The 25,521-nt window shown below is 70.7% G+C and carries 22 protein-coding genes; 3 read left to right on the forward strand and 19 right to left on the reverse strand.

Annotated elements, in window-relative coordinates; all coding sequences use genetic code 11:
- Positions 1–90: 90 nt before the first annotated feature.
- Entirely contained in the window at positions 91–1,320 is a 1,230-nt protein-coding gene (locus HDA41_RS07075; RefSeq protein ID WP_184981725.1) for a DUF349 domain-containing protein, read from the forward strand.
- Between the two features lie 71 nt (positions 1,321–1,391).
- Here HDA41_RS07075 and relA read toward each other — a convergent pair whose 3' ends face one another.
- The 15 genes from relA to pgsA form a co-directional block, all read right to left on the reverse strand.
- Positions 1,392–3,908: a GTP pyrophosphokinase gene (gene relA, locus HDA41_RS07080; protein WP_184981727.1), complete on the reverse strand. Its 2,517-nt coding sequence runs from the start codon at positions 3,906–3,908 to the stop codon at positions 1,392–1,394.
- Between the two features lie 194 nt (positions 3,909–4,102).
- A complete protein-coding gene (locus HDA41_RS07085; RefSeq protein ID WP_184981729.1) occupies positions 4,103–4,642 on the reverse strand; it encodes an adenine phosphoribosyltransferase in 540 nt (179 codons plus the stop codon).
- Entirely contained in the window at positions 4,639–5,754 is a 1,116-nt protein-coding gene (secF, locus tag HDA41_RS07090) for a protein translocase subunit SecF (protein ID WP_184981731.1), read from the reverse strand. Before secF ends, HDA41_RS07085 begins: the two co-directional genes overlap by 4 nt.
- A 1-nt stretch (position 5,755) precedes the next feature.
- Complete coding sequence (secD, locus tag HDA41_RS07095) at positions 5,756–7,519, reverse strand: protein translocase subunit SecD (protein ID WP_184981733.1); 1,764 nt, start codon at positions 7,517–7,519, stop codon at positions 5,756–5,758.
- Between the two features lie 132 nt (positions 7,520–7,651).
- Complete coding sequence (yajC, locus tag HDA41_RS07100; RefSeq protein ID WP_184981735.1) at positions 7,652–8,149, reverse strand: preprotein translocase subunit YajC; 498 nt, start codon at positions 8,147–8,149, stop codon at positions 7,652–7,654.
- A gap of 185 nt (positions 8,150–8,334) precedes the next feature.
- Positions 8,335–9,405, reverse strand: a complete 1,071-nt coding sequence (gene ruvB, locus HDA41_RS07105; RefSeq protein WP_184981737.1) for a Holliday junction branch migration DNA helicase RuvB — start codon at positions 9,403–9,405, stop codon at positions 8,335–8,337.
- Positions 9,406–9,430: 25 nt separating this feature from the next.
- Positions 9,431–10,036: a Holliday junction branch migration protein RuvA gene (gene ruvA, locus HDA41_RS07110; RefSeq protein WP_184981739.1), complete on the reverse strand. Its 606-nt coding sequence runs from the start codon at positions 10,034–10,036 to the stop codon at positions 9,431–9,433.
- Positions 10,033–10,572 carry a crossover junction endodeoxyribonuclease RuvC gene (ruvC, locus tag HDA41_RS07115; RefSeq protein ID WP_184981741.1) on the reverse strand — a complete coding sequence of 180 codons (540 nt, stop codon included), beginning with the start codon at positions 10,570–10,572 and terminating at the stop codon, positions 10,033–10,035. The genes ruvA and ruvC overlap by 4 nt, the downstream gene beginning before the upstream one ends.
- A gap of 114 nt (positions 10,573–10,686) precedes the next feature.
- Positions 10,687–11,439, reverse strand: a complete 753-nt coding sequence (locus HDA41_RS07120) for a YebC/PmpR family DNA-binding transcriptional regulator (RefSeq protein ID WP_184981743.1) — start codon at positions 11,437–11,439, stop codon at positions 10,687–10,689.
- A gap of 48 nt (positions 11,440–11,487) precedes the next feature.
- On the reverse strand, positions 11,488–12,096 hold the full coding sequence (gene pdxT, locus HDA41_RS07125; protein ID WP_184981745.1) for a pyridoxal 5'-phosphate synthase glutaminase subunit PdxT: 609 nt from the start codon (positions 12,094–12,096) through the stop codon (positions 11,488–11,490).
- 5 nt (positions 12,097–12,101) lie between these two features.
- Complete coding sequence (pdxS, locus tag HDA41_RS07130) at positions 12,102–13,013, reverse strand: pyridoxal 5'-phosphate synthase lyase subunit PdxS (RefSeq protein WP_020270015.1); 912 nt, start codon at positions 13,011–13,013, stop codon at positions 12,102–12,104.
- Positions 13,014–13,147: 134 nt separating this feature from the next.
- Positions 13,148–13,690: a LemA family protein gene (locus HDA41_RS07135; RefSeq protein ID WP_184981747.1), complete on the reverse strand. Its 543-nt coding sequence runs from the start codon at positions 13,688–13,690 to the stop codon at positions 13,148–13,150.
- 69 nt (positions 13,691–13,759) lie between these two features.
- Positions 13,760–14,923 carry a glycosyltransferase family 4 protein gene (locus HDA41_RS07140; protein WP_184981749.1) on the reverse strand — a complete coding sequence of 388 codons (1,164 nt, stop codon included), beginning with the start codon at positions 14,921–14,923 and terminating at the stop codon, positions 13,760–13,762.
- Positions 14,920–15,828 carry a phosphatidylinositol mannoside acyltransferase gene (locus HDA41_RS07145; protein WP_184981752.1) on the reverse strand — a complete coding sequence of 303 codons (909 nt, stop codon included), beginning with the start codon at positions 15,826–15,828 and terminating at the stop codon, positions 14,920–14,922. Before HDA41_RS07145 ends, HDA41_RS07140 begins: the two co-directional genes overlap by 4 nt.
- The gene (pgsA, locus tag HDA41_RS07150; protein ID WP_221511914.1) at positions 15,825–16,589 is read right to left on the reverse strand and encodes a phosphatidylinositol phosphate synthase; all 765 of its coding nucleotides are present in this window, start codon (positions 16,587–16,589) and stop codon (positions 15,825–15,827) included. Before pgsA ends, HDA41_RS07145 begins: the two co-directional genes overlap by 4 nt.
- A 215-nt stretch (positions 16,590–16,804) precedes the next feature.
- Between pgsA and HDA41_RS07155 the strand changes: the two genes are divergently transcribed.
- The gene (locus tag HDA41_RS07155; protein ID WP_184981755.1) at positions 16,805–19,003 is read left to right on the forward strand and encodes an elongation factor G-like protein EF-G2; all 2,199 of its coding nucleotides are present in this window, start codon (positions 16,805–16,807) and stop codon (positions 19,001–19,003) included.
- A 172-nt stretch (positions 19,004–19,175) separates the two neighbouring features.
- Positions 19,176–20,843: an AbeC-like domain-containing protein gene (locus tag HDA41_RS07160; RefSeq protein ID WP_184981757.1), complete on the forward strand. Its 1,668-nt coding sequence runs from the start codon at positions 19,176–19,178 to the stop codon at positions 20,841–20,843.
- A 104-nt stretch (positions 20,844–20,947) separates the two neighbouring features.
- On the opposite strand, the gene HDA41_RS07165 is transcribed toward HDA41_RS07160, so the two are convergent.
- The 4 genes from HDA41_RS07165 to HDA41_RS07180 form a co-directional block, all read right to left on the reverse strand.
- Entirely contained in the window at positions 20,948–21,508 is a 561-nt protein-coding gene (locus HDA41_RS07165; RefSeq protein ID WP_184981759.1) for an HIT family protein, read from the reverse strand.
- An 88-nt stretch (positions 21,509–21,596) separates the two neighbouring features.
- Positions 21,597–23,573 (reverse strand): threonine--tRNA ligase, encoded by a 1,977-nt coding sequence (thrS, locus tag HDA41_RS07170; RefSeq protein WP_184981761.1) that lies wholly within the window; start codon positions 23,571–23,573, stop codon positions 21,597–21,599.
- Positions 23,574–23,665: 92 nt separating this feature from the next.
- Entirely contained in the window at positions 23,666–24,904 is a 1,239-nt protein-coding gene (locus HDA41_RS07175) for a hypothetical protein (RefSeq protein ID WP_184981763.1), read from the reverse strand.
- A complete protein-coding gene (locus HDA41_RS07180) occupies positions 24,901–25,467 on the reverse strand; it encodes a DUF4365 domain-containing protein (RefSeq protein WP_086841007.1) in 567 nt (188 codons plus the stop codon). Before HDA41_RS07180 ends, HDA41_RS07175 begins: the two co-directional genes overlap by 4 nt.
- Between the last annotated feature and the right edge of the window lie 54 nt (positions 25,468–25,521).

A 25,521-nucleotide genomic window follows, 5' to 3' on the forward strand; every position in this document is an offset into this window, starting at 1 on the left:
CCGCCGGTCGCCTATGTTGGCCGTGACGAAACTGTGGACGATGCCCGGGGGTGCTGCGGCCCCTCGCTGGCATCATGTGGAGGAGGCGCTGTGAGCAGCGACCCGTGGGGCCGCGTCGACGAGACGGGGACCGTGTACGTGCGTACGGCCGACGGCGAGCAGGTCGTCGGTTCCTGGCAGGCAGGCTCCCCCAATGAGGCGCTGGCCTATTTCGAGCGCAAGTACGAGGGCCTGGTTGTCGAGATCGGCCTCCTCGAGAAGCGAGTGAAGACCACCGACCTGTCGGCGAAGGACGCCCAGGCCGCCATCGACCACATCCGGGAGCAGGTCGACGCACACCACGCGGTGGGCGACCTGGACGCCCTGCGGGTCCGGCTGGACAAGCTCACCGAGTTGGTGGAGGCGCGCCGCGAGGAGCGCAAGGCGCAGCGGGCCAAGCAGTCCGACGAGGCACGCAAGGCCAAGGAGGCGCTGGTCGCCGAGGCGGAGGAGCTGTCACAGTCCGACCAGTGGCGGGCGGCCGGTGAGCGGCTGCGGGCCCTGGTGGACGCCTGGAAGGGTCTGCCGCGTCTGGACCGCAAGTCCGACGACGAGCTGTGGCACCGGTTCTCCCACGCGCGGTCGGCGTTCTCCAAGCGGCGCAAGCAGCACTTCGCGCAGCTGGACGCCCAGCGCGAGGAGGCCCGCAAGACCAAGGAGCGGCTGGTCGCCGAGGCCGAGGCGCTGTCGGACTCGACGGACTGGGGTGCGACGGCCGCGCGCTATCGCGAGCTGATGGCCGAGTGGAAGGCCGCCGGCCGTGCCCAGCGCGAGCACGAGGACGATCTGTGGAACCGCTTCCGCGGCGCCCAGGACGTCTTCTTCGCCGCGCGCAGCTCGGTGTTCGCCGAGCGGGACGCCGAACAGGCGGAGAACCTGAAGCTCAAGGAGGAGCTGGCCGAGGAGGCCGAGAAGCTCCTGCCGATCAGGGACCTGAAGGCGTCCCGGGCCGCGTTCCGTTCGATCAACGAGCGCTGGGAGGCCATCGGTCATGTGCCGCGCGACGCCCGGCCCAAGGTCGAGGGCCGTATGCACGCCGTCGAGCGGGCCATCCAGGAGGCGGAGGAGGCCGACTGGCGCCGGACGAACCCGGAGGCACGCGCGCGTGCCGAGGGTCTGACCGGTCAGCTCCAGGCCGCCGTGGACAAGCTGAGGGGGCAGATCGAGCAGGCCCGGGCGCAGGGCAACAACGCCAAGGCCGACAAGCTCGAGCGTGAGCTCGAGGGCCGCCAGGCGCTGCTGGACCAGGCGCTGAAGGGTCTGCAGGAGTTCGGAGGCTGATCAGCCGGCTGAAAGGGGGCTTCCGTACCGCGGGTACGGAAGCCCCCCTTTCGTGTGGCCGCTACGCGGTGTTACGACCTGCTGCGCGCCGACGTCACCCTGTACACGTCGTAGACGCCCTCCACGCCACGGACCGCCTTCAGCACATGGCCGAGATGCTTCGGGTCGCCCATCTCGAAGGTGAAGCGGGAGGTGGCGACACGGTCGCGGGAGGTCTGGACGGCCGCGGAGAGGATGTTGACGTGCTGGTCGGACAGCACCCGGGTGACGTCCGAGAGGAGCCGGGAGCGGTCCAGTGCCTCGACCTGGATGGCGACCAGGAAGACCGAGGACTGGGTGGGCGCCCACTCGACTTCGAGGATGCGCTCGGGCTCGCGGGACAGTGAGTCGACGTTCACGCAGTCGTTGCGGTGAACCGATACGCCACTGCCGCGGGTGACGAAGCCGATGATGGGGTCGCCGGGGACGGGCGTACAGCAGCGGGCCAGTTTGACCCACACGTCCTCGACGCCCTTCACGACGACGCCCGGGTCGGCGCTGGAGCGGCGTTTGCGGCTGCGGCCGCGGGCCGGCGGGACCGACTCGTCGATCTCCTCGGTGGCGGCCTCCTCGCCGCCGAGGGCCTGGACGAGTTTCTGCACGATGTTCTGCGCGGAGACATGGCCCTCGCCGATCGCCGCGTACAGCGCGGAGATGTCCGAGTAGCGCATCTCATGCGCGAGGGTCACCAGGGAGTCGCCGGTCAGGATGCGCTGGATCGGCAGGTTCTGCTTGCGCATGGCACGGACGATGGCGTCCTTGCCCTGCTCGATCGCCTCGTCGCGACGTTCCTTGGAGAACCAGGCGCGGATCTTGTTCCGGGCGCGCGGCGACTTGACGAAGCCGAGCCAGTCGCGGGAGGGGCCCGCGCCGGGTGCCTTGGAGGTGAAGACCTCGACCAGGTCGCCGTTGTCGAGGGTGGATTCCAGCGGGACCAGCCGGCCGTTGACCCGGGCGCCTATGGTGCGGTGGCCGACCTCGGTGTGGACCGCGTAGGCGAAGTCCACGGGGGTGGCACCGGCGGGGAGCGCTATGACGTCGCCCTTGGGGGTGAAGACGAAGACCTCGTTGCGGGACAGGTCGAAGCGCAGTGACTCCAGGAACTCGCCGGGGTCCTCGGTCTCCTTCTGCCAGTCGAGGAGCTGCCGCAGCCACGCCATGTCGTTGATGGCGTCCTTGTCCTTGCCGGACGACTTCGGCGCGTCGGTGCGCACCTTGGAGGCGCCGGCGACGGCTTCCTGCTTGTACTTCCAGTGCGCGGCGATGCCGTACTCGGCGCGGCGGTGCATGTCGAAGGTGCGGATCTGGAGCTCGACCGGTTTGCCGCCGGGGCCGATGACCGTCGTGTGCAGCGACTGGTACATGTTGAACTTGGGCATCGCGATGTAGTCCTTGAACCGGCCGGGGACCGGGTTCCATCGCGCGTGCACCGTGCCGAGGGCCGCGTAGCAGTCGCGGACGGTGTCCACGAGGACGCGGATGCCCACCAGGTCGTAGATCTCCGCGAAGTCCCGGCCGCGGACGATCATCTTCTGGTAGACGCTGTAGTAGTGCTTGGGGCGGCCGGTGACGGTCGCCTTGATGCGGGCCGCCCGCAGGTCCTGCTGGACCTCGTCGGTGACGATGGCCAGGTACTCGTCGCGCTTCGGGGCGCGCTCGGCGACCAGGCGGACGATCTCGTCGTACATCTTGGGGTAGAGGATCGCGAAGGCGAGGTCCTCCAGCTCCCACTTGATGGTGTTCATGCCCAGGCGGTGGGCGAGCGGCGCGTAGATCTCCAGGGTCTCGCGCGCCTTCTTCTCCTGCTTCTCGCGCTTGAGGTAGCGCATGGTGCGCATGTTGTGCAGGCGGTCGGCGAGCTTGATGACCAGGACGCGCGGGTCCTTGGCCATGGCGACGACCATCTTGCGCACGGTCTCGGCCTGCGCCGCCTCGCCGAACTTGACCTTGTCCAGCTTGGTGACGCCGTCGACGAGCAGGGCGACGACGTCGCCGAAGTCGCGGCGCAGGTCGTCCAGGCCGTACTCGGTGTCCTCGACCGTGTCGTGCAGCAGGCCGGCCATCAGCGTGGCCGGATCCATGCCCAGCTCGGCGAGGATCGTCGTCACGGCGAGGGGGTGCGTGATGTACGGGTCGCCGCTCTTGCGCTTCTGGCCGCGGTGCCAGCGCTCGGCGACCTGGTAGGCGCGCTCGATCTGGCGGAGCACCGACGTCTCGATCTTCGGGTCGTTGCTGCGCACTATCCGCAGCAGCGGCTCCAGCACCGGGTTGTACGGGTTCGCGCGCTGCACGCCGAGCCGGGCCAGACGGGCGCGGACGCGGTTGGAGGAGCCGGTGCGGGCGGGCTGGTTGCCGGACTGGCGCACGGCGGGCGGGACGGGCTTGGGGCGCGACTGCTCGGCGGGCTTGTCGACCGGCGCCGACGGGGCGTGCTCGACCGGCCCGCGGCTGTCGTTCTTCGCGTGGGGCGCGTTCGGCGCGGGCTTCGCCGCGGCTGCCGAGGCGGACTCGGGCTTGGCGGCGGTCAGGTGCTGGGCCTCGTCTGGCAAGAGGGCTCCTCGTGCGCGATCCGGGTCCCCCGGTCAGGCTCCGGAGATCCCATGGTAGCCATCCTGGGCCCCAGGATCGCCTTCAGGCCAATGTGAGGACCGTCTACCCGTGAAACGCGAGAGGCGGGCACCGGATTTCTCCGGGCCCGCCTCCGCGGTGTCGTGCCGGTGTGGACCGGGCTGCTGCGGTCTTTCTAGACCGTGAGCAGCGCCTCCAGCGGGGCACCGTTCAGAGCCGGTTCCAGGCGGGCGCGGCCGCTGAGGAAGCCGAGCTCCATGAGGACGGCGAGACCCGCGACCTCCGCGCCGGCCCGGCGGATGAGCTGGACCGAGGCCTCGGCGGTGCCGCCGGTGGCAAGGACGTCGTCGACGACCAGGACGCGGTCGTCGGCGCTGAGGTCCTCAGCGTGCACCTCGATCTCCGCCGAGCCGTACTCCAGGTCGTAGGCCTGGCCGAGGGTGGCTCCGGGGAGCTTGCCCGCCTTGCGTACGGGGATGAAGCCGAGGCCGGCGCGGACGGCGACCGGAGCGCCGAGGATGAAGCCCCGGGCCTCCAGGCCGACGACTTTGGTGGCACCGGTGCGCTCGGCGATCTCGGCGAGGGCGTCGGTGAGCGCGGTGAACGCCGCCGGGTCCGCCAGGAGCGGGGTGATGTCCTTGAACATCACGCCCGGCTCCGGGTAGTCCGCCACGTCCCTGATGCGGCTGAGCAGCAGCTCCCTGATGTCGGTCATCGGCGCTTCCCCGAGGGACGGCCACGGCCCCGGGTGCGGGACGCGGGCTGGTTGCGCGGGCCGACGACCGCGGGTGCGGCGTCCTCGGGCTCGCCCTCGTACGACTCGTCGTCGCCGTGGACCTCGGTCTCGCCCTGGGCGGCGGACTGGGCCCGCTTGGCGAGGACGCGCTTCCTCAGGGCCTTCAGCTGCGGCTCGCGCTCCTTGAGGTCGGCGACGAGCGGCGTGGCGATGAAGATCGAGGAGTACGCACCGGCGGCCAGGCCGACGAACAGCGACAGCGAGATGTCGTTCAGCATGCCGGCGCCGAGGACACCGCCGCCGATGAACAGCAGGCCCGCCACCGGCAGCAGCGCGACCACCGTGGTGTTGACGGAGCGGACCAGGGTGCTGTTGATCGAGCGGTTGGCGACGTCGCTGTAGGTCCAGCGGGTCTGTTTGGTGATGTCCTTGGTCTGTTCCTTGAGGCTGTCGAAGACCACGACCGTGTCGTAGAGCGAGTAGCCGAGGATGGTCAGCAGACCGATCACCGTGCCGGGCGTGACCTCGAAGCCGACGAGGGCGTAGATGCCGACCGTGATGGTGATGTCGTGGATCAGTGCGACGAACGCGGCGAGCGCCATGCGCCACTCGAAGGCGATCGCCAGGTAGATCACCACGAGGACCAGGAAGATCCCCAGGCCCTGCCAGGCCTTGTTCGCGATCTGCTCGCCCCAGCTGGGGCCGACGAGCTCGGCGTTGATCTGCTCCGAGTCGACCTTGAGGTCGTCGGCGAGCGTGTTCTTGATCGTGTTCGCCGCGTCGGTGTCGATGCCGGCGACCTGGATGCGCAGGCTGCCGTCACCCAGCTTCTGGACGATCGCGTCGTGGCCTGAGGCCTGTTCCGCGTACTCCTCCGCCTGGGACACCGAAGCGCTGGTGTTCTTCGGCGTGTTGAAGACGGCGCCGCCCTCGAACTCGATGCCCATGTTCAGGCCGCGGACCGTCAGGCCGACGATGGCCGTGATCGTGATCAGGATGGACAGGCCGTACCAGATCTTGCGGTTCTTGACGAAGTCGTAGCCGACCTCGCCACGGTGCAGCCGGGCGCCGAGGTTGCCGAGTTTCGACATCTCAGGCCTCCTTGGGGTCGACGGGGACGGCGGGACGGCGGGTGCGGCGCAGCGGTGGCTGCGCCCCCAGGCTCTTCGGGTCGAGGCCGGACCACTTGTGGCCGTTCGCGAAGAACGGGCGGCGGGCCATCAGCGTCAGCAGCGGCTTGGTGAAGAGGAACACGACGACCACGTCGAGCAGGGTGGTCAGGCCGAGCGTGAACGCGAAGCCCTGGACCTTGCCGACGGTGACGATGAAGAGCACCGCGGCGGCGAGGAACGACACGAAGTCGGAGACCAGGATGGTGCGCCGGGCACGCGGCCAGGCCCGCTCGACGGCGGGGCGCAGCGAGCGGCCCTCCCGGATCTCGTCTCGGACGCGTTCGAAGTACACGATGAACGAGTCCGCGGTGATGCCGATCGCGACGATGGCACCGCACACGGCCGGCAGGTTCAGCGCGAAGCCGATGGTCGGGCCGAGCAGGGCCATGAGCGTGTAGGTGAGCGCGGCGGACACCAGCAGCGAGAGGATCGCGATGAACGACAGGCCGCGGTAGTAGGCCAGCAGGTAGATGACGACCAGCGCGAGACCGATCGCGCCTGCGATCAGGCCGGCGTTCAGCTGGTCACCGCCCAGCGCGGCGGTCACCGTCGTCATGCTGTCCACCTTGAAGGTCAGCGGCAGCGCACCGTACGACAGCATGTTGGCGAGTTCCTGGGCGGACTGCTGGGTGAAGTTGCCGGAGATCTCCGCATTGCCGCCGGTCAGGGCCTGCCGCACGTACGGGTCGGAAACCACGTCACCGTCGAGGACGATCGCGAACTGGTTCTGCGGCGACTGGTTCTGCGCCAGCTTGCCGGTGATGGCCGCGAACTTCTTGGCGCCCCCGTCGGTGAAGTCCATGGTGACCGTCCAGCCCGCACCGGTCTGGGTGTTCAGGACGGCCTGGGCCTTGTCGACGTCGGTGCCGTCGACCTCGGCGGGGCCGAGGATGTACTTCTGCCACTGACCCTGCGCGTTCTTGCCGCAGGCCAGGGTGGGCTGGGAGGCCTTGACGCCGTCGCCCACGGTGGAGCGGGTCTTCTCGTTGGTGCAGTCGAGCTTGGCGTACTGCTCCTGGAGCTTGCTCGGGTCGTCACCCGCGGCGCCGCCGGACGCGGACGGGGAGGGGCTGGCCTTCGCCTTGTCCGAGGCGCTCGCGGACGGCGTCGCGTCGGCCTTCAGCGCGTCCGTGACCGCGCGGCCCTGGGTGCTGGGAGAGGCGGACGGGGAGGCGGAGTCCTTGTCGGTCGCCTCGGGCTTGTCGGTGGCCTTGCCGGACGGCTGGTCCGAGGGGCTTCCCGTGGGGCTCGGCGAGGGGCTGGCCGCGCCGCCGCCGGAGACCTCGGTGACGAGGACCGGGCGGAAGTAGAGCTTGGCGGTGGTGCCGACCTGCTTGCGGGCCTGCTCGGAGTTCGTGCCCTTGGGGATGTTGACGATGATGTTGTCCCGGCCCTGCGTCTGGACCTCGGACTCCTGGACGCCCAGACCGTTGACACGGCGCTCCATGATGGAGACGGCGGTGTCCATGTTGGTCTTGTTGATCGCCGCTTCATTGCCGGCCTCGGGGACCGCGCGGAGCGTGATGCTGGTGCCTCCGGCCAGGTCGATGCCGAGACGCGGGGTGGTGTGCCCCGAGGCGAACATCCCACCGGTGAGCGCCGCGATGGCGATCAGAATCAGGGCCAGCGAGCGCCCCGGCTTGCTCTGGGCGCTCGCGCTCCGGCCCTTTTTAGGTGTGGCCACCTTCTCGTACTCCCTCTCGGGCCACCTCGCTCCGGATCGGCGGACGGGCGGCCATGACATGGTGTCGGGATTCCGTGCGAGCCGGTCGTGTCCCGGGGTGCGCGGGCCCTGCCCGCGCACCCCGGGACACGACTACTTCGCCTCGGAGTCGCCGTCGGTCTTCTTCGGCTCTTCGTCCGTCTTCGCCTCGCCGGCCGGGGCGTCGTCGGCCGGCTCGTCGGCCGCGTCCTTCTTGCCGAGGTCGACGGCCTTGTCGTCAGCGGTGGCGTCGGCGGCGGAGTCGCCGGTCTCGGTGAGGGAGGAGGCGTCGTCCGGGACGATGTCGGCGTCGGACTTCAGGTCGTGCTCGACGCCGTGGACGATGCGGTTGTACTCGTCGTCGGTGAGGACGGCACCGATGGCGTTCTTGGCGAAGAGGAGCTCGACGCCCGGACCGGCGTCGACGAGGACGGTGTCCTCGTTCACCTCCTTGACCGTGGCGTACATGCCCCCGATGGTGCGGACACCGCTGCCGGGCTGCATTTGGTTCCGCATCTCCACGGCCTGCTGCTGCTTCTTCTTGGCCGACCGGGTCATCAGGAACATGGCCCCGATGAGCACGATGAACGGGAGGAGGGTCAGGAGACTCACGGGTCGGTACTTCCTTCACACGACCGCGCTGTGAGCGGCCAGATGGTTGGGGGTGTGTACGCCGCCGACAAAGGCGGCATCGGCGGAGTCTAAGCGAGTCCGCGCGCATGGAACAACGCTCAGCATGGCACCGGGGTTCCTGCTCCGGCCACTGACCTCGCCGCCTGGGAGCCGTGACGGCGCCGTCACGCCCCGAACAGGTCCTGTTGTCCGTTTCCGGCGGTCTGGGAGCGGGGCGGGGTGAGGCCGAGATGCGCCCATGCGGCGGGGGTGGCGACCCGGCCGCGCGGGGTGCGGGCCAGGAGGCCCTCCCGGACCAGGAAGGGCTCGGCGACCTCTTCCACGGTCTCACGCTCCTCCCCCACCGCGACCGCGAGCGTGGACAGGCCGACGGGGCCGCCGCCGAACAGCTTGAGCAGGGCTTCCAGCACGCCCCGGTCGAGGCGGTCGAGGCCGCGGGCGTCCACCTCGTAGACGGCGAGAGCGGCCTCGGCGATGTCCCTGGTGATCAGTCCGTCGGCCTTGACCTGCGCGTAGTCGCGGACGCGGCGCAGCAGGCGGTTGGCGATGCGGGGCGTGCCGCGGGAACGGCCGGCGATCTCGGCGGCGCCGTCCGGCTCGATCTCGACTTCGAGGAGGTCCGCGGAGCGGTGGATGACCCGCTCCAGTTCGGCCGGTTCGTAGAACTCCATGTGGGCGGTGAAGCCGAAGCGGTCGCGCAGCGGGGGCGGCAGCAGGCCCGCGCGGGTGGTGGCGCCGACCAGAGTGAAGGGGGGCAGCTCCAGCGGGATGGCGGTGGCGCCCGGGCCCTTGCCGACGATGACGTCGACGCGGAAGTCCTCCATCGCCATGTACAGCATCTCCTCGGCAGGCCGGGACATGCGGTGGATCTCGTCGAGGAAGAGGACCTCGCCCTCCTGGAGGGAGGAGAGGATCGCGGCGAGATCGCCGGCGTGCTGGATGGCGGGGCCCGACGTGATGCGGATGGGGGCGCCCATCTCGGCCGCGATGATCATCGACAGGGTGGTCTTGCCGAGGCCGGGGGCGCCGGAGAGCAGCACGTGGTCGGCGGTGGCGCCCCGCGCGCGTGCGGCGCGCAGGACGAGGTCGAGCTGCTCGCGGACCTTCTCCTGGCCGATGAACTCGTCCAGGTCCTTGGGGCGCAGGGCGGCCTCTACGGCCTGGTCCTCACGGTCGGCGGACGCACCGACGAGCCGCTCGGCGGCTTCGGCGTCGGACGTGTCGTCCCAGTTCATGTGATGTGCCTCGGAGGTGTGGGGGTCAGCGGGCGCGGTTCAGGGTCTGGAGGGCGGCCTTCAGCAGCTGTCCCACCTGGGGCGTGCCCTCGGCGGCCTCGGCCTGCGGAGCGACGGCGGTCACGGCCTCGTCGGCCTCCCGGGTCGCGTAACCGAGACCGATCAGGGCGGCGTGCAGCTGGTCGCGCCAGCCCGCGCTGACGGCCGTACCGACGGCGGGTGCGCCGACCGGCGCGCCGAGCCGGTCCTTCAGCTCCAGGAGCAGCTTCTGGGCGCCCTTCTTGCCGATGCCGGGCACGGCGGTGAGTGCCTTCTCGTCGCCGGTGGCGACGGCCCGGCGCAGGGCGTCCGGGCTGTGCACGGCGAGCATGGCCTGGGCCAGCCGGGGACCGACACCGCTGGCCGTCTGGAGCAGCTCGAAGACCTGCCGCTCGTCGTCGTCCGCGAAGCCGTACAGGGTGAGCGAGTCCTCGCGTACGACCAGGGACGTGTGCAGCTTGGCGGGCTGGCCCATGCGGAGTGTGGACAGCGTGTTCGGCGTGCACTGGACGGCCATGCCGACGCCGCCGACCTCGACGACCGCGGCGTCCGGAGCGAGTGCGGCCACTGTGCCGCTGACGAAGGCGATCATGCCGTACGGCCTTTCGGTGCTTTGGCGGTGTGCAGGGCGACGGCCTGCTGGAGTCGGTTCTGCGCGGGGGCGCGCCAGATGTGGCAGATGGCGAGGGCGAGGGCGTCGGCCGCGTCGGCGGGCTTGGGCGGTGCGGCGAGCCGGAGCAGGCGGGTGACCATCGCGCCCACCTGGGCCTTGTCCGCCCGGCCGCTGCCGGTGACGGCGGCCTTGACCTCGCTCGGGGTGTGCAGCGCCACGGGGATGCCGCGCCGGGAGGCGCACAGCAGGGCGACGGCGCTGGCCTGGGCGGTGCCCATCACCGTACGGACGTTGTGCTGGCTGAAGACGCGCTCCACGGCGACGAACTCCGGCCGGTGTTCGTCCAGCCACTGCTCTATGCCCTGCTCGATGGCGACCAGGCGATGGCCGAGGTCCGCGTCGGCGGGGGTCCGGACGACGCCGACGCCGATCATGGTGAGCGGCCGTCCGGCGACGCCCTCGACGACGCCCACACCGCACCGGGTCAGTCCCGGGTCCACCCCCAGCACGCGCACGCGCCCTCCCTCTCGCTCACCTGTTTGTGCAGGCTATCGGGTGCCACCGACAACGCGACGGGCCGACGGGGTGTGTCCCGTCGGCCCGTTGGTCCTGCGGAGCCCGCGGCGGCGTTACGCGCCGACCTTCTCCATGACCTCGTCGCTCACGTCGAAGTTGGCGAAGACGTTCTGCACGTCGTCGCTGTCCTCCAGCGCGTCGATCAGCTTGAAGATCTTCTTGGCGCCCTCCTCGTCCAGCTCGACCTGCATGGTCGGGACGAAGTTGGCGTCGGCGGAGTCGTAGTCGATGCCGGCGTCCTGGAGGGCGGTGCGGACCGCGACCAGGTCGGTGGCCTCGCTGATGACCTCGAAGGTCTCGCCGAGGTCGTTGACCTCCTCGGCGCCCGCGTCCAGCACGGCGGCCAGCACGTCGTCCTCGGTCAGCTCGCCCTTGGGGACGATCACGACGCCCTTGCGGTTGAAGAGGTACGACACCGAGCCGGGGTCGGCCATGGAGCCGCCGTTGCGGGTCATGGCGACGCGGACCTCGGAGGCGGCGCGGTTGCGGTTGTCGGTGAGGCACTCGATGAGCACGGCGACACCGTTCGGGCCGTAGCCCTCGTACATGATCGTCTCGTAGTCGGCGCCGCCCGCCTCCAGGCCCGCGCCGCGCTTGACCGCGGAGTCGATGTTCTTGTTGGGGACCGACGACTTCTTCGCCTTCTGGATGGCGTCGTAGAGCGTCGGGTTGCCCTCGGGGTCGGCGCCGCCCATCCGGGCCGCGACCTCGATGTTCTTGATCAGCTTCGCGAAGAGCTTGCCGCGCTTGGCATCGATGACGGCCTTCTTGTGCTTCGTCGTGGCCCATTTAGAGTGGCCGGACATCTGCCTGTCTCCTTCGCGTAACCCATCTCAGCAACGAACGCAGGAATCCTACAAGGACTCGGCAGTCCGGTTCGCGCGCACCATGTCGACGAAGAGGGCGTGCACGCGGTGGTCGCCGGTCAGTTCCGGGTGGAACGACGTGGCCAGCGCGTTGCCCTGACGGACCGCGACGATGTGGCCGTCGTGCTCGGCGAGCACCTCGGCCCCGGCGCCGACGGACTCGACCCAGGGGGCGCGGATGAAGACGCCCTCCACCGGGTCGCCCTCGACGCCCTTGACACCGACGGCCGCCTCGAAGGACTCGTTCTGCCGGCCGAAGGCGTTGCGGCGCACGATCATGTCGATGCCGCCGACGGTCTCCTGGCCCGAGCGCGGGTCGAGGATCTTGTCGGCGAGCATGATCATGCCGGCGCAGGTGCCGTAGACGGGCATGCCGTCCCGCACGCGCGCGCGGAGCGGGCCCATCACGCCGAACAGGACCGCCAGCTTGGAGATGGTGGTGGACTCGCCGCCGGGGAGGACGAGGCCGTCCACCTCGGCGAGTTCTTCGGGGCGCCGCACCGGCCTGGCCACGGCATCGGCCGCGGCCAGGGCGACGAGGTGCTCCCGTACGTCGCCCTGGAGGGCCAGGACGCCGATCACAGGTGCTTCACTCATGGGTGTTACCAGCCGCGGTTGGCGTAGCGCTCGGTCTCGGGGAGGGTGTCGCAGTTGATGCCGACCATGGCCTCGCCGAGGTTGCGGGACGCATCCGCGATGATCTTCGGGTCGTCGTAGAAGGTGGTGGCCTTCACGATGGCGGCGGCGCGCTTGGCCGGGTCGCCGGACTTGAAGATGCCGGAGCCGACGAAGACGCCCTCGGCGCCGAGCTGGCGCATCAGGGCCGCGTCGGCCGGGGTGGCCACGCCGCCCGCGGAGAACAGCACGACCGGCAGCTTGCCGAGCTCGGAGACCTCCTTGACGAGCTCGTAGGGGGCGCGCAGCTCCTTGGCGGCGGCGTACAGCTCGTTGTTGTCGAAGCCGCGCAGCTTGGCGATCTCGTTCTTGATCTGGCGCAGGTGGCGGACGGCCTCGACGACGTTGCCGGTGCCGGCCTCGCCCTTGGAGCGGATCATCGCGGCGCCCTCGGCGATGCGGCGCAGGGCCTCGCCCAGGTTGGTGGCGCCACAGACGAACGGCGTGGTGAAGGCCCACTTGTCGGAGTGGTTGACCTCGTCGGCCGGGGTGAGGACCTCGGACTCGTCGATGTAGTCGACGCCGAGGGACTGCAGCACCTGGGCCTCGACGAAGTGGCCGATGCGGGACTTGGCCATGACCGGGATCGAGACGGCGTCGATGATGCCCTCGATCATGTCCGGGTCGGACATGCGGGCCACGCCGCCGTCCTTGCGGATGTCGGCCGGGACGCGCTCCAGGGCCATGACGGCGACGGCGCCCGCGTCCTCGGCGATCTTCGCCTGCTCCGGCGTGACGACGTCCATGATGACGCCGCCCTTGAGCTGCTCGGCCATACCGCGCTTCACACGGGCGGTGCCGGTCTCGGGGGCCTGGGAGTTGGGGGACGTGGTGGACACGGGTGACCTCGCTACGGAAAGGGGAATCCTGCAGCACCGAGGAAACGTGAGGGGCCAGGCCACAGCAAGGGCCAATGGGAACGCTGTGGATCGTTTTCCGGCGGACGGCCGCGGAACGGTGGGTGAACGGGGGCTCAGGCGGCCCGGTCCGCCAGGGCCGCCGGAGGCTCGTCGTCCATTTCGAAGGCCATGGGGAACGGGGCGTGGCCCGCCAGGCGGAACCAGCGGACCTTGCGGTGCCGGCGCAGGGCACGGGCGGCCCGTACGGCGTCGTTGTGGAAGCGGCGGGCCATCGGGACGCGCCGCACCGCCTGCGCGAGCTCCTCGGCGGCCTCCTCGCCCCCGGGCGCCTCCCGCACCGCCTCCACCTGCTGGATCTCCCCGAAGACCGCCCGCAACGCCTGGCTCAGCTCGCTCTCGGCGACCTCCCGCTGTTCCTCCTCCGCCTGCCGGGCGGCGTGTGCGGCCTCGTAGAGGACGATCGAGGCGGCCGGATCCAGGACCCCCGACGTCGCCAGTTCCTGCGCGACCGAGGCCCGGCGCAGCAGCTGCGCGTCCAGGGCGGCGCGGGCGGCGTCGATCCGGGCGTGAAGACGGTCGAGACGGCCGGCGGTCCAGCTCAGATAGAGCCCGACCGCGACCAGGGCCACGGCGATCCAGATGAGAGTGGTGGTCACGGGCGGCAAGGCTAGCGGCACGACCGGACCGTCGGTTCACCCCGCCCTGCCCGGCGCTGCTGGATCACGTCAGTCCCGGGCGAACCCCAGCCTCGCCCACAACCCCGTCACCCGCTCGTCCTCGGCCACCGCCGCCGCGCCCGCCGTCACCGTCTCGTAGACGGACAGGATGTCCGCGCCGACGGTCGACCAGTCGAAGCGCCGCACGTGGGCGCTGCCCCGCTCGCGCAGTTCCGCGCGCCGGGCCGGGTCGGCCAGCAGGCGTACGGCCGCGTCGGCCAGGGCGTCGGCGTCCTCGTTGGGGAACAGTTCGCCGGCCTCTCCCCGGTCCAGGACCTGGGCGAAGGCGTCCAGGTCGGAGGCGAGGACGGGGGCTCCGGCGGACATGGCCTCGACCAGAATGATCCCGAAGCTCTCGCCGCCCGTGTTGGGCGCGACGTACAGGTCGACGCTGCGCAGGAAGCGCGCCTTGTCCTCGTCGCTGACCATGCCGAGGAACTCGACGCGGGAGCGCAGCTCGGCGGGCAGTGTCTCCACCGCCTCCTTCTCGTCACCTCGCCCGGCGACCAGCAGCCGGGTCTGCGGGCGGGCGGCGAGGATCTTCGGCAGGGCCTTCATCAGCACCGGCAGGCCCTTGCGGGGCTCGTCGATGCGCCCTATGAAGCCGATCGTGTCCCCCTGCCACTCGGCCTTGGGCTCGGCCTTGGCGAAGAAGTCGACGTCGACGCCGTTGGGGATCACCACCGCGTCCCCGCCGAGGTGCTCCACCAGCGTGCGGCGGGCGTACTCGCTCACCGCGATCCGCGCGCTGATCTTCTCCAGGGCGGCCTGGAGGATGGAGTACGCGGCGATCATGGCCCGGGAGCGCGGGTTGGACGTGTGGAACGTGGCGACGATCGGTCCCTGGGCCGCCCAGCAGGTCAGCAGGCCCAGCGAGGGCGAGGTCGGCTCGTGGATGTGGATCACGTCGAACGCGCCGTCGTGCAGCCAGCGGCGCACCCGGGCGGCGCTCAGGAAGCCGAAGTTGAGCCGGGCCACCGAGCCGTTGTACGGCACCGGCACCGCGCGGCCGGCCGAGACGACGTACAGCGGCAGGGGCGTGTCGTCGTCGGCCGGGGCGAGGACGGACACCTCGTGGCCGAGGCGGAGGAAGTACTCGGCCAGGTCGCGGATGTGGAACTGGACCCCGCCCGGTACGTCCCAGGAGTACGGGCAGACGATGCCGATCCTCACGACGTCCCCTTCGCGGGGTCGAGATCCGCGAGCCACAAGCGCTGCAGCATGTGCCAGTCCTCCGGATGGTCGGCGATCCCCGTGGCGAAGGCGTCGGCCAGCGCCTGTGTCATGACCGACGTCTTCTCGGCGCGCGTGCCCGACTCGGGCACCTCGACGGGCGGGTGGACACGGCCCCGCATCACGGGCGAGTCGTCGTACCAGAGGGTGACGGGGAGCAGCAGGGCGCCCGTCTGCTGGGCGAGCAGGGCCGGTCCGGCCGGCATCCGGGCCGTGTCGCCGAAGAAGCCGACCTCGACGCCGGAGGCGGACAGGTCACGGTCGGCGACCAGGCAGACCAGGCCGCCCTCGCGCAGCCGCCGGGCGAGGGTGCCGAAGGCGGTGCCGCCGCTGTGCGGCAGGACCTCCATGCCGAGGCCCTCGCGGTAGGCGACGAACCGGTCGTACAGCGACTCGGGCTTCAGGCGCTCGGCGACCGTCGTGAAGGGGATGCCCAGCTTGGTGGTGACCCAGGCGCCGGCGAGGTCCCAGTTGGCCAGGTGGGGCAGGGCGAGGATGACGCCCTTGCCTGCGGCCAGTCCCTCGGTCAGGTAGTGCAGGTCCTTGCCGACGAAGCCGCCCTCGATGCGCTCCCTGCTCCAGGCGGGGAGGCGGAAGGACTCCATCCAGTAGCGCAGGTACGACCGCATACCCGCGCGCGAGAGCTCGGCGAGGCGCTCGGGGCCCGCGCCGGGCACCACGCGCGCGTAGTTGCTCTCCAGCCGCTGTACGCCCTTGCCGCGCTGCTTCCAGGCGAGGTCGGCGATGGTCTGCCCGAGCCGTACGGCGACGGGCTCGGGGAGCTTCTTGACCGTGCTCCAGCCGAGGCCGTACAGCGCGTCCGTCAGCCGGTCCTGTGCGCTCACGTGGCCGCCTCGCTCCCGTGAGAGGCGTTCTCGTTGTTCTGCTCGCCCTCATTGTCGTCCTGCTCGACGGCCTCGGCCTCGGCCTCCGCGGACTCGCGGCGGACCGTGACGACCCGCTGGATCAGCGTGACGAGGCTGCCCACGGCGACGATCCACAGCGCGACCGGCAGCAGGTACTGGATGCCCGGGACACCGAACGCGTGCAGGCCCGCGAGGCCGGCCGCGACCAGGGAGATCACCAGCCGCTCGGCCCGCTCGACCAGTCCGTTGACGGCGACCGGCAGACCGATCGACTCGCCGCGGGCCTTGGTGTAGGACACCACCTGGCCGCTCGCCAGGCAGAAGATCGAGACGGCGCACAGGACCAGGTCGTCGCCCCCGCCGGCGTACCAGAGGATGAAGCCGCCGAAGATCGCGCCGTCGGCGACCCGGTCGAGCGTGGAGTCCAGGAAGGCGCCCCAGCGGCTGGAGCGGCCGAGCTGGCGGGCCATGTTGCCGTCGACGAGGTCGGAGAACACGAACAGCGTGATCACGACCGTGCCCCAGAAGAACTCACCCCTGGGGTAGAAGACCAGCGCGCCCGCGACCACACCGGCCGTGCCGATGAGCGTGACGGTGTCGGGGCTGACGCCCCGTCGGATCAGAAACGCGGCGAACGGTGTGAGAACACGCGTGAAGAATGCACGCGCGTACTTGTTCAGCATGGCCTTCCCGAGGGTCGGTGTCGCCGTCTGGCCCCTGCTGGCCACCGGCTGGCCCATCGTAGCCACGCGCGCGTGCGGGTGACGGGCGGGACCCGAGGCCCGTGTCACGGCGCACCGGTGCGCGGGGCCGGGCGCGAACACGTCCTTCGTATGGACGCACCGTGACGGGAGTGGGAAGGTCGAATAACCGCGGGCGTCGCCGGAGCCGCACCGCACGCGGATCCCGCGTGTCCGCGCCCACAGTGACCTCACCGTGCACGGGAGGCAGGATCATGGGCGACAAGGCACAGACACACCCTGGGGCCGCCGGCAGGGCACAGGCGGCCGACCACCCCCAGTCCGTACGGAATGTGGTGCTGGTCGGCCACTCCGGATCGGGCAAGACCACGTTGGTGGAGGCCCTCGCGCTCACGGCGGGGGCAGTGAACCGGGCGGGCCGCGTGGAGGACGGCGGCACCGTCTCCGACTATGACGAGATCGAGCACCGGCAGCAGCGCTCCGTGCAGCTCTCCCTGGTGCCCGTCGAGTGGGACGGCATCAAGGTCAATCTCCTCGACACCCCCGGATACGCCGACTTCGTCGGTGAGCTCAGGGCCGGTCTGCGAGCGGCGGACGCGGCCCTCTTCGTCGTCTCGGCCTCGGACGGCGTGGACGGCTCGACCCGCATGGTGTGGGAGGAGTGCGCGGCCGTGGGCATGCCACGGGCCATCGTCGTCACGCACCTGGAGGCGGCGCGCGCCGACTTCGAGGAGATGACGCGGATCTGCGCGGAGGCCTTCGGCGCGGACGATCCCGACGCGGTCCTGCCGCTCTACCTTCCGCTGCACGGCCCGCAGGCGCCGGACGGGCACGCGCCCGTGACCGGCCTGATCGGGCTGCTGTCGCAGAAGCTGTTCGACTACTCGACCGGCGAGCGCAAGGAGTCGGAGCCGGGCGAGGACCAGCTGCCGCTGATCGAGGAGGCCCGCAACCGGCTGATCGAGGGGATCATCTCGGAGAGCGAGGACGAGACCCTCATGGACCGCTACCTCGGCGGGGAACCGATCGACGTCAAGACGCTGATCGAGGACCTGGAGCGGGCCGTGGCACGCGGGGTCTTCTTCCCCGTCCTGGCCGCCGCCCCCGCTGCCGAGGGCTCCCGGCAGGGACTCGGCACGGTGGAGCTGCTGGAGCTGATCACCCGGGGTTTCCCCACGCCGCTGGAGCACGAGACGGTGCGGGTGACGACCATCGACGGCAAGCCGCGCGAGCTCAAGCCGTGCGACCCGGGCGCACCGCTGGTCGCGGAGGTCGTGAAGACCTCCTCGGACCCGTACGTCGGCCGGCTGTCGCTGATCCGCGTGTTCTCCGGCACCCTGCGCGCCGACCAGACGGTCCACGTCTCCGGGCACGGCCTGGCCGACCGCGGACACGAGGACCACGACGTCGACGAGCGGATCGGCGCCCTGTCCACCCCGTTCGGCAAACAGCAGCGCCCGGTGTCGCACGTCATCGCGGGCGACCTGGCGTGCGTGGCCAAGCTCAGCCGCGCCGAGACCGGGGACACCCTGTCCTCGAAGGACGACCCGCTGCTCATGGAACCGTGGCAGATGCCCGACCCGCTGCTGCCGCTGGCCATCCAGGCGCACAGCAAACCGGACGAGGACAAGCTCTCGCAGGGCCTGGCCCGGCTGGTCGCCGAGGACCCGACGATGCGGCTCGAACAGAACCAGGACACCCACCAGGTGGTCCTGTGGTGCCTGGGCGAGGCGCACGCGGACGTCGCCCTGGAGCGGCTGCGCAGCCGCTACGGCGTCCAGGTCGACGTCGTGCCGCACAAGGTGTCGCTGCGCGAGACGTTCGCGACCAAGGCGGCCGGGCGCGGCCGGCACGTCAAACAGTCCGGTGGGCACGGGCAGTTCGCCATCTGCGAGATCGAGGTGGAACCGCTGCCGGGCGGCTCGGGCGTCGAGTTCGTGGACAAGGTGGTCGGCGGCGCGGTGCCCCGGCAGTTCATCCCGTCGGTGGAGAAGGGCGTACGGGCCCAGGCCGCCAAGGGAGTCGCCGCCGGGTATCCGCTCATCGACGTCCGCGTGATCCTCCTCGACGGCAAGGCGCACTCGGTGGACTCCTCCGACGCCGCGTTCCAGACGGCCGGCGCGCTCGCGCTGCGGGAGGCCGCGGCCGACGCGAAGATCCATCTGCTGGAGCCGGTGGCCGAGGTGTCGGTGCTGGTCGGCGACGATTTCGTGGGCGCCGTGATGAGCGACCTGTCGGGGCGGCGCGGCCGGGTGCTCGGCACCGAGCAGACACCCGGCGGGCGCACCCTGATCCGGGCCGAGGTGCCGGAGGTCGAGATCGGTCGCTACGCGATCGAGCTGCGGTCGATGTCGCACGGCACGGCGCGCTTCAGCCGCCGGTACGTACGGCACGAGCCGATGCCGCAGCAGGTCGCGGACCGGGTCCGTGAAGAGGAGCGCAAGGCCTCCTAGTTGGGGCCGGAGGGGGCCAAGGGGCCCTCGTGAGGGCTCCTTCCGCACAGGCGGGCGGTTCACCACACCGCCCGCCGACGGATGTCGGTGCCTGCGGATACGCTGATGACCTGATCAACAGGTGTGCGAAGCGCGGAAGTCGGGAAGGCCGCTTGATGCGGAAGCGGCAGCGATGGGGGCGGCAGTGACGGACGGATTCGACTTCAGCCCAGGGGCCCAGGTGCCTCTGGCGGGATCTGCTGGCCAGACGGCGGCGACCTACGCGCTGGCCGCGGCGGCGTACCGGGACGACGAGGTCACCAAGATCCTGAACGCCGACAACGAATGGCACCAGTCGAAGGTCACACCGCCGCGCTCCTGGGCGAAGATCTTCCGCCCCAACTTCGGCGAGGCCTTCTCCCGCGCCGTCATCGACCGCATGCTCGGCGCCGGGCGCAAGCCGGTCATCCAGTCCTTCGGCATCGAGCCCCAGGTCGTCGTGGAGCACTGCCTGGCGGCCCACCGCATCCGCCGCGAACGCGACAACCGGCTCTCGGCGATCACGGTGATCTGCGGAGTGCTCTTCCTGCCGGGCTTTTTCGTGTGGCTGCTGGTGTTCACGCTGCGCACCACCATGACCAAGCGCGAGGACAAGCGCGCCGGTGCCCTCGCCACGACCCTGCTGGTCGCGGTGGGCGCGCTCGCCGTGCTGTTCCTGCTCCGTATGCCGTTCACGGGCTTCTGGGCCTGGTACGCGCGCGCGGCGATCATCATGCCGGTCGTCGGCTGGTTCTGGGCCAAACACGTCTGCGAGCGGACGGCCCTCGACCTGCGGGAGCGCTGGTCGAGCATGCTGTCGGGCGGCGGTGTCGGCGCCAAGATCCCCGAGGCCGTTCCGGGCAACCCCGGCGACGCGGCCGAGCAGGTCCGCAAGGAGCTGGCGCGCCTGAGCGCCGAGCAGCGGTCCAACTCCGTCTTCTACGCCGGGCCCAAGGGCATACTCGGCATGGGCACGCGGTGGGGCAGCTGGCAGCTGGCCGAGGAGCTGGTGTCCGCCGAGCCGGGCAAGGACTTCCACCCCTTCCGCAGCTGGGACGTCATCGTGGCGATCCAGGGCGGCCTGGGCATGCTGGAGCGCACGTCCATCAACACCGGCGGCTTCACCAAGCCGTCCATCACGCACTGGATCGTCACGCCGGTCGGCGAGAAGGCGACGGAGGTCTCCCGGCCGAGCGGCGCGGACGTCGACGCGTACACGGTCCGCACGCACGCCATACAGGAGATCTGCAACAAGCAGCAGTTCGGCAGCGGCGACCGGCACTATCTCGGCGTGCAGTGGACCCTCTGGGACGGCCATCTGGTCATCACGATGCTGATCACGGTGACGGTGCTGCACAACACCCTGCGCATCGAGGTCACCGGGCACGCCCTGGGGCCGGTCAACTCCCTGTTCAACGAGAAGCCCGCGGCCAAGGAGAAGACGGTCCAGAAGGCCTTCCGCTTCTGGGAGACCCGCACCGTGAAGATGCCCCTGATCGACGCCGACGAGGTGGTACGGCTGGCCGCGCGCGCCCCGCTGACCTGGTATCCGCCGCTGCTGAACTGGCTCGGCGGCAGCCTGACGCTGCCGGAGCCGTTCGGTCTGCGGCACGCGTGGGCGGACCAGCCGTGGCGGCATCGGTTCATGGCGGACGATGCGTTGCGCGCGGCTACGCCTGTGTTGCGCGTGGTGCATGCGGCGGCGTTGAAGGTGCTGCGGGAGAACGGGGTCGATGTGGAGAAGTTCGGGTCCAGGTCGGCGGCGCTCAGTGGGGCGGTGCAGGAGGCTTCGCCCAAGAAGGCGGATGTGTACGACGCCTAGAAGGCGTCGAGTTGCCGCTGGGGCGGGGGTGGGAGCGCAACACGGCGCTGCGGGGTGCCGCCCGCGCCCACCCGTGCCGCCCCAGCGGCACGACTGCCCGCAGGCTAAGCCGTCGGCCAGGCTTCCGCCAGCATCTTCCTCGTGTCCGCCAGCAGTTGCGGCAGCACCCGCGTATGTCCCACCACCGGCATGAAGTTCGTGTCGCCACCCCACCTCGGCACGATGTGCTGGTGCAGGTGCGCCGCGATGCCCGCGCCGGCGACCGAGCCCTGGTTCATGCCGATGTTGAAGCCGTGGGCGCCGGAGGCCGTGCGCAGGGCCGTCATCGCCTGCTTGGTGAGCTCGCCGAGCTCGGCGGTCTCCCCCGCCGTGAGGTCGGTGTAGTCGGCGACGTGCCGGTAGGGCACGGTCATCAGGTGCCCGCCGTTGTACGGGTAGAGATTGAGCACCGCGTAGACCTGCTCGCCGCGCTTGACGACCAGCCCGTCCTCGTCGGACTTGGCCGGGATCGAGCAGAAGGGACAGCCGTCGCCGGCGCCGGGGCCGGTCGGCTTGTTCTCGCCCTGGATGTAGGCCATCCGATGGGGCGTCCACAGACGCTGGAACGCATCCTGCGTCCCCACTCCCAGCTGCTGCTCCGGCTCACTCGTCATGCAGTGCAGCATATGGCGTCGAGCTGGGGGTACGGCAAAGGCCCCCGGGATCTCCCGGGGGCCGTACGCGCTGCGGTCAGGGCGCGGTGACGCCGTGCGGTCAGACCTGCGCCCGCTCCTCGACGACCTTCACGATCTTCGCGATGGCCTCGTCGAACGGGATGCCGTTCTCCTGGGAGCCGTCGCGGTAGCGGAAGGACACGGACCCGTGGGACATGTCCTCGTCACCCGCGATGACCATGAAGGGCACCTTCTGCTTCTGGGCGTTGCGGATCTTCTTCTGCATCCGGTCCGAGGAGGAGTCCACCTCGACACGCAGGCCCTTCTTCCTGGCCGCCGCCGCGAACTTCTCCAGGTACTCGACGTGCGCGTCGCCGATCGGGATGCCGAGCGCCTGGACCGGCGCCAGCCACGCCGGGAAGGCACCCGCGTAGTGCTCCAGGAGCACCGCGAAGAAGCGCTCGATCGAGCCGAACAGCGCGCGGTGGATCATGACCGGGCGGGTCTTGGAGCCGTCCGCGGCCGTGTATTCCAGGTCGAAGCGCTCGGGCAGGTTGAAGTCGAGCTGGATGGTCGACATCTGCCAGGTGCGGCCGATGGCGTCCTTGGCCTGGACGGAGATCTTCGGGCCGTAGAAGGCGGCGCCGCCCGGGTCGGGAACGAGGGGGAGCCCCTGCTTCTCCGCCACCTGGCGCAGCGTCTCCGTGGCCTCCTCCCAGGCCTCGTCCGAGCCGACGAACTTCTCCGGGTCCTTGGTGGACAGCTCCAGGTAGAAGTCGGTGAGGCCGTAGTCGCGCAGCAGGTTCAGAACGAAGGTGAGCGTCTTGTCGAGCTCCTCCGACATCTGCTCGCGCGTGCAGTAGATGTGCGCGTCGTCCTGGGTGAAGCCGCGGGCCCGGGTCAGGCCGTGCACGACGCCCGACTTCTCGTACCGGTACACGGTCCCGAACTCGAAGAGGCGCAGCGGCAGTTCGCGGTAGGAGCGGCCGCGCGCGTCGAAGATCAGGTTGTGCATCGGGCAGTTCATGGGCTTGAGGTAGTAATCCACGCCCTCGTCGAGCTGCATGGGCGGGTACATGCCGTCGGCGTACCAGTCCAGGTGGCCCGAGGTCTCGAAGAGCTTCCCCTTCGTCGCGTGCGGGGTGTAGACGAACTCGTAGCCCTCCTCCTCGTGGCGGCGCCGCGAGTAGTCCTCCATGACCCGGCGGATGATGCCGCCCCGGGGGTGGAAGACGGCGAGGCCGGAGCCGATCTGCTCCGGAATGGAGAACAGGTCGAGCTCGCTGCCGAGCTTGCGGTGGTCGCGCTTCTCGGCTTCGGCGAGGAACTCCAGGTGCGCCTTCAGCTCGTCCTTGGTGGGCCAGGCGGTGCCGTAGATGCGCTGGAGCATGGGGTTCTTCTCGCTGCCGCGCCAGTAGGCGGCCGCGTTGCGCATCAGCTTGAACGCCGGGATCGCACGGGTCGACGGCAGGTGGGGACCGCGGCAGAGGTCCTTCCAGCACAACTCGCCGGTCTTGGCGTCCAGGTTGTCGTAGATCGTCAGCTCGCCGGCGCCGACCTCGACGTCCGCGCCGTCGTCGGAGGAGGCGGCGCCCTTGAGGCCGATCAGCTCCAGCTTGTACGGCTCACCGGCCAGCTCCTCGCGGGCGGCCTCGTCGGTGACCACGCGGCGGGCGAACTTCTGCCCCCGCTTCTGGATCTCCTGCATCTTCTTCTCGATGGCCTTGAGATCCTCGGGCGTGAACGGCTTCTCGACGTCGAAGTCGTAGTAGAAACCGTCCTTGACGGGCGGGCCGATGCCGAGCTTGGCCTCGGGGAAGAGCTCCTGCACGGCCTGTGCCATGACGTGCGCGGTGGAGTGGCGCAGGATGTTCAGGCCGTCCTCGGAGGAGATCTCGACGCCCTCGACCTCGTCGCCGTCGGACAGGGCGTACGACAGGTCCCTGAGCTCGCCGCCCACGCGCGCGGCGATGATCGAGCGCTCGCCGGCGAAGAGCTCGGCGGCCGTAGTGCCCGTCGTCACCACGCGTTCTTCCCGCTCGGAATCGCGCTGGATGATCACACGGACGTCTGACACCGGTCTCTCCTGACTGAAGGTGGGTCGCGGCGCCATACCGGAGCGCGCGCACGAGTATGGATCGTACCGACCCCGGACCGCCCACCGCGAAATCAGTCCCCGCAGTCCCCTCCGCAGGCCTCCTCGAGGAAGGCCGCCATCCCGGCGTTCTCCTGGAGCGCCTTCATGAGGCGGTCCCGCTCGGCGTCGTCGACCTGCACCGGTACGACCCCGTGGGCGCCGGTGAGCCGCCGGAAGCCGCCCCGGCTCTCCAGCCGCCCCTGGACCCGCACCGGCAGTCCGACGAGGTGGGCGTGCCCGGCGATCCGGTAGGCCTCCTCGTCGAGGGTGATCCGGACGTTCGGTACGTCGGCCCCGGCCAGCACCCGCAGCCGTACGGTGCCCTCACCGCGCGGCCCCGACCTGCGCATCCGTACCACCGCTCCCGTGATACGCACCGGTACGGAGGGTTCCTCGCGCAGGTAGCGGGCGCCCGCCTCGCGCAGCACGGGCAGGTCGCCGGGTGAGAACTCGACGGGCTCGGAGGAGGGCGCGCAGCCCTCGGGCACACCGGCGGCCGGGGCCCACTCGACGGCGATCCGGGCGCCCTCCGTGCCCCGGACCAGTGCGACGAGGGCCTCGGTGAACTCGTGGCACACCCCCGCCTCGACCGCTGCGTCGAAGGCGTCCATGCCGCCGGTGGCGCGCTGATAGTCGATGGCCTCCCGGGCGGCGTACAGGGCCTGGTGGAGGCGGACGGCGAGGGGGCGGCCGTCGGCGACGGGCACGAAGGCGGTGAGCCGGCCGTCCGTCGCGGAGCCGACGAGGACGTTGTCCAGGGACGCGGCGGCGGAGCGCCGGTGCCGGGCACCGTGGTAGCCGGCCCGGGCGCGGGTGGCGAGTGCCGCCGCGAGCAGCATGCGGCGGGCGGCGGTGCGCAGCCGGTCCTCGACGGTCCAGGGCGCCGCTCCGGCGGGCCCGGCGGGGACGTCGTGCCACCAGCGGATCTCGTCGCTGGGGACGGCGAGGGAGACGAGGACCTCGCGGGCGGAGGGCGAGCCGCTGCGGGACAGGGCGAGCAGGGCCTCGCCGAGCAGGTCGTCGCTGTCGGGGAAGGCGCGGCTCTCTGGCACCAGCAGGCTCGTGCCGCTGCCGCCGGGGCCGGGCGGGGTCCAGCGGCCGTAGCGGCCCGGGGCACCGCCGCGGCGCTGCCAGCCGTGCCGCCGGAGCAGGGCGCTGAGCACGGCCGGGTCGACGTCCATCAGCTCGGGCGGGCGGCCGTTCCAGCCCGTCGTGTCGACGGGGTGGGGCCGCACCTGCCTGACGGGCTCCTCGGTCGGGCGGTGCGTCACGGTTTCCCTCCCGTCCCGACCCGCGTCATGATCTCGCACAGCGCCCGGTCGTCGAAGATGCGTGAAGTCGGTATCCGCACGGTGGTGCGGCGGCGGCCGGTGATCGGCTGGCCGGCGAGGTTGGTCCAGTAGCAGCAGTGCCTGAGGTCGAGCCGGTCGTGGCCGGCGCTCAGCCAGTCGTCCTGGGCGCGCGGAACCAGCATCACCACCAGGATCTTGTGCACCGACACGGGGGTGCGGGCGAGTTTCGCCAGGTGGTCGTTGTCGAGCGTGAAGGCGAAGGTGCGGCCCGGTGGGTTGGGCGGCACCTGGTATGTGGCCTTGAGCTGCACCTTGATGGTGACCTCGTCGTCGACCGTGTGCCCGGGGGCGCTGTGGCTGACGTGCCAGTCGATGCCGTTGTCGGGGAAGGGCTGGGAGAGCGAGCAGCCGGCGGCCGCCGCGACGGCGTGCAGATAGCCGACCTGGAGTGTCTCCATGCAGGCGGTGGTGGCGAGAGTGCCGCGAGAGGGAGCCGTGCGCTCGGGCAGCAGCCCGCCCCGTTCGGGCTGCGCTATGGCCATGGCCAACAGCCTTCCAGAACAAGTGATTCCCCGCTGCGGGCCGCTGAACTGCGC

It is taken from the genome of Streptomyces caelestis (assembly GCF_014205255.1).
GTDB classification, from domain to species: domain Bacteria; phylum Actinomycetota; class Actinomycetes; order Streptomycetales; family Streptomycetaceae; genus Streptomyces; species Streptomyces caelestis.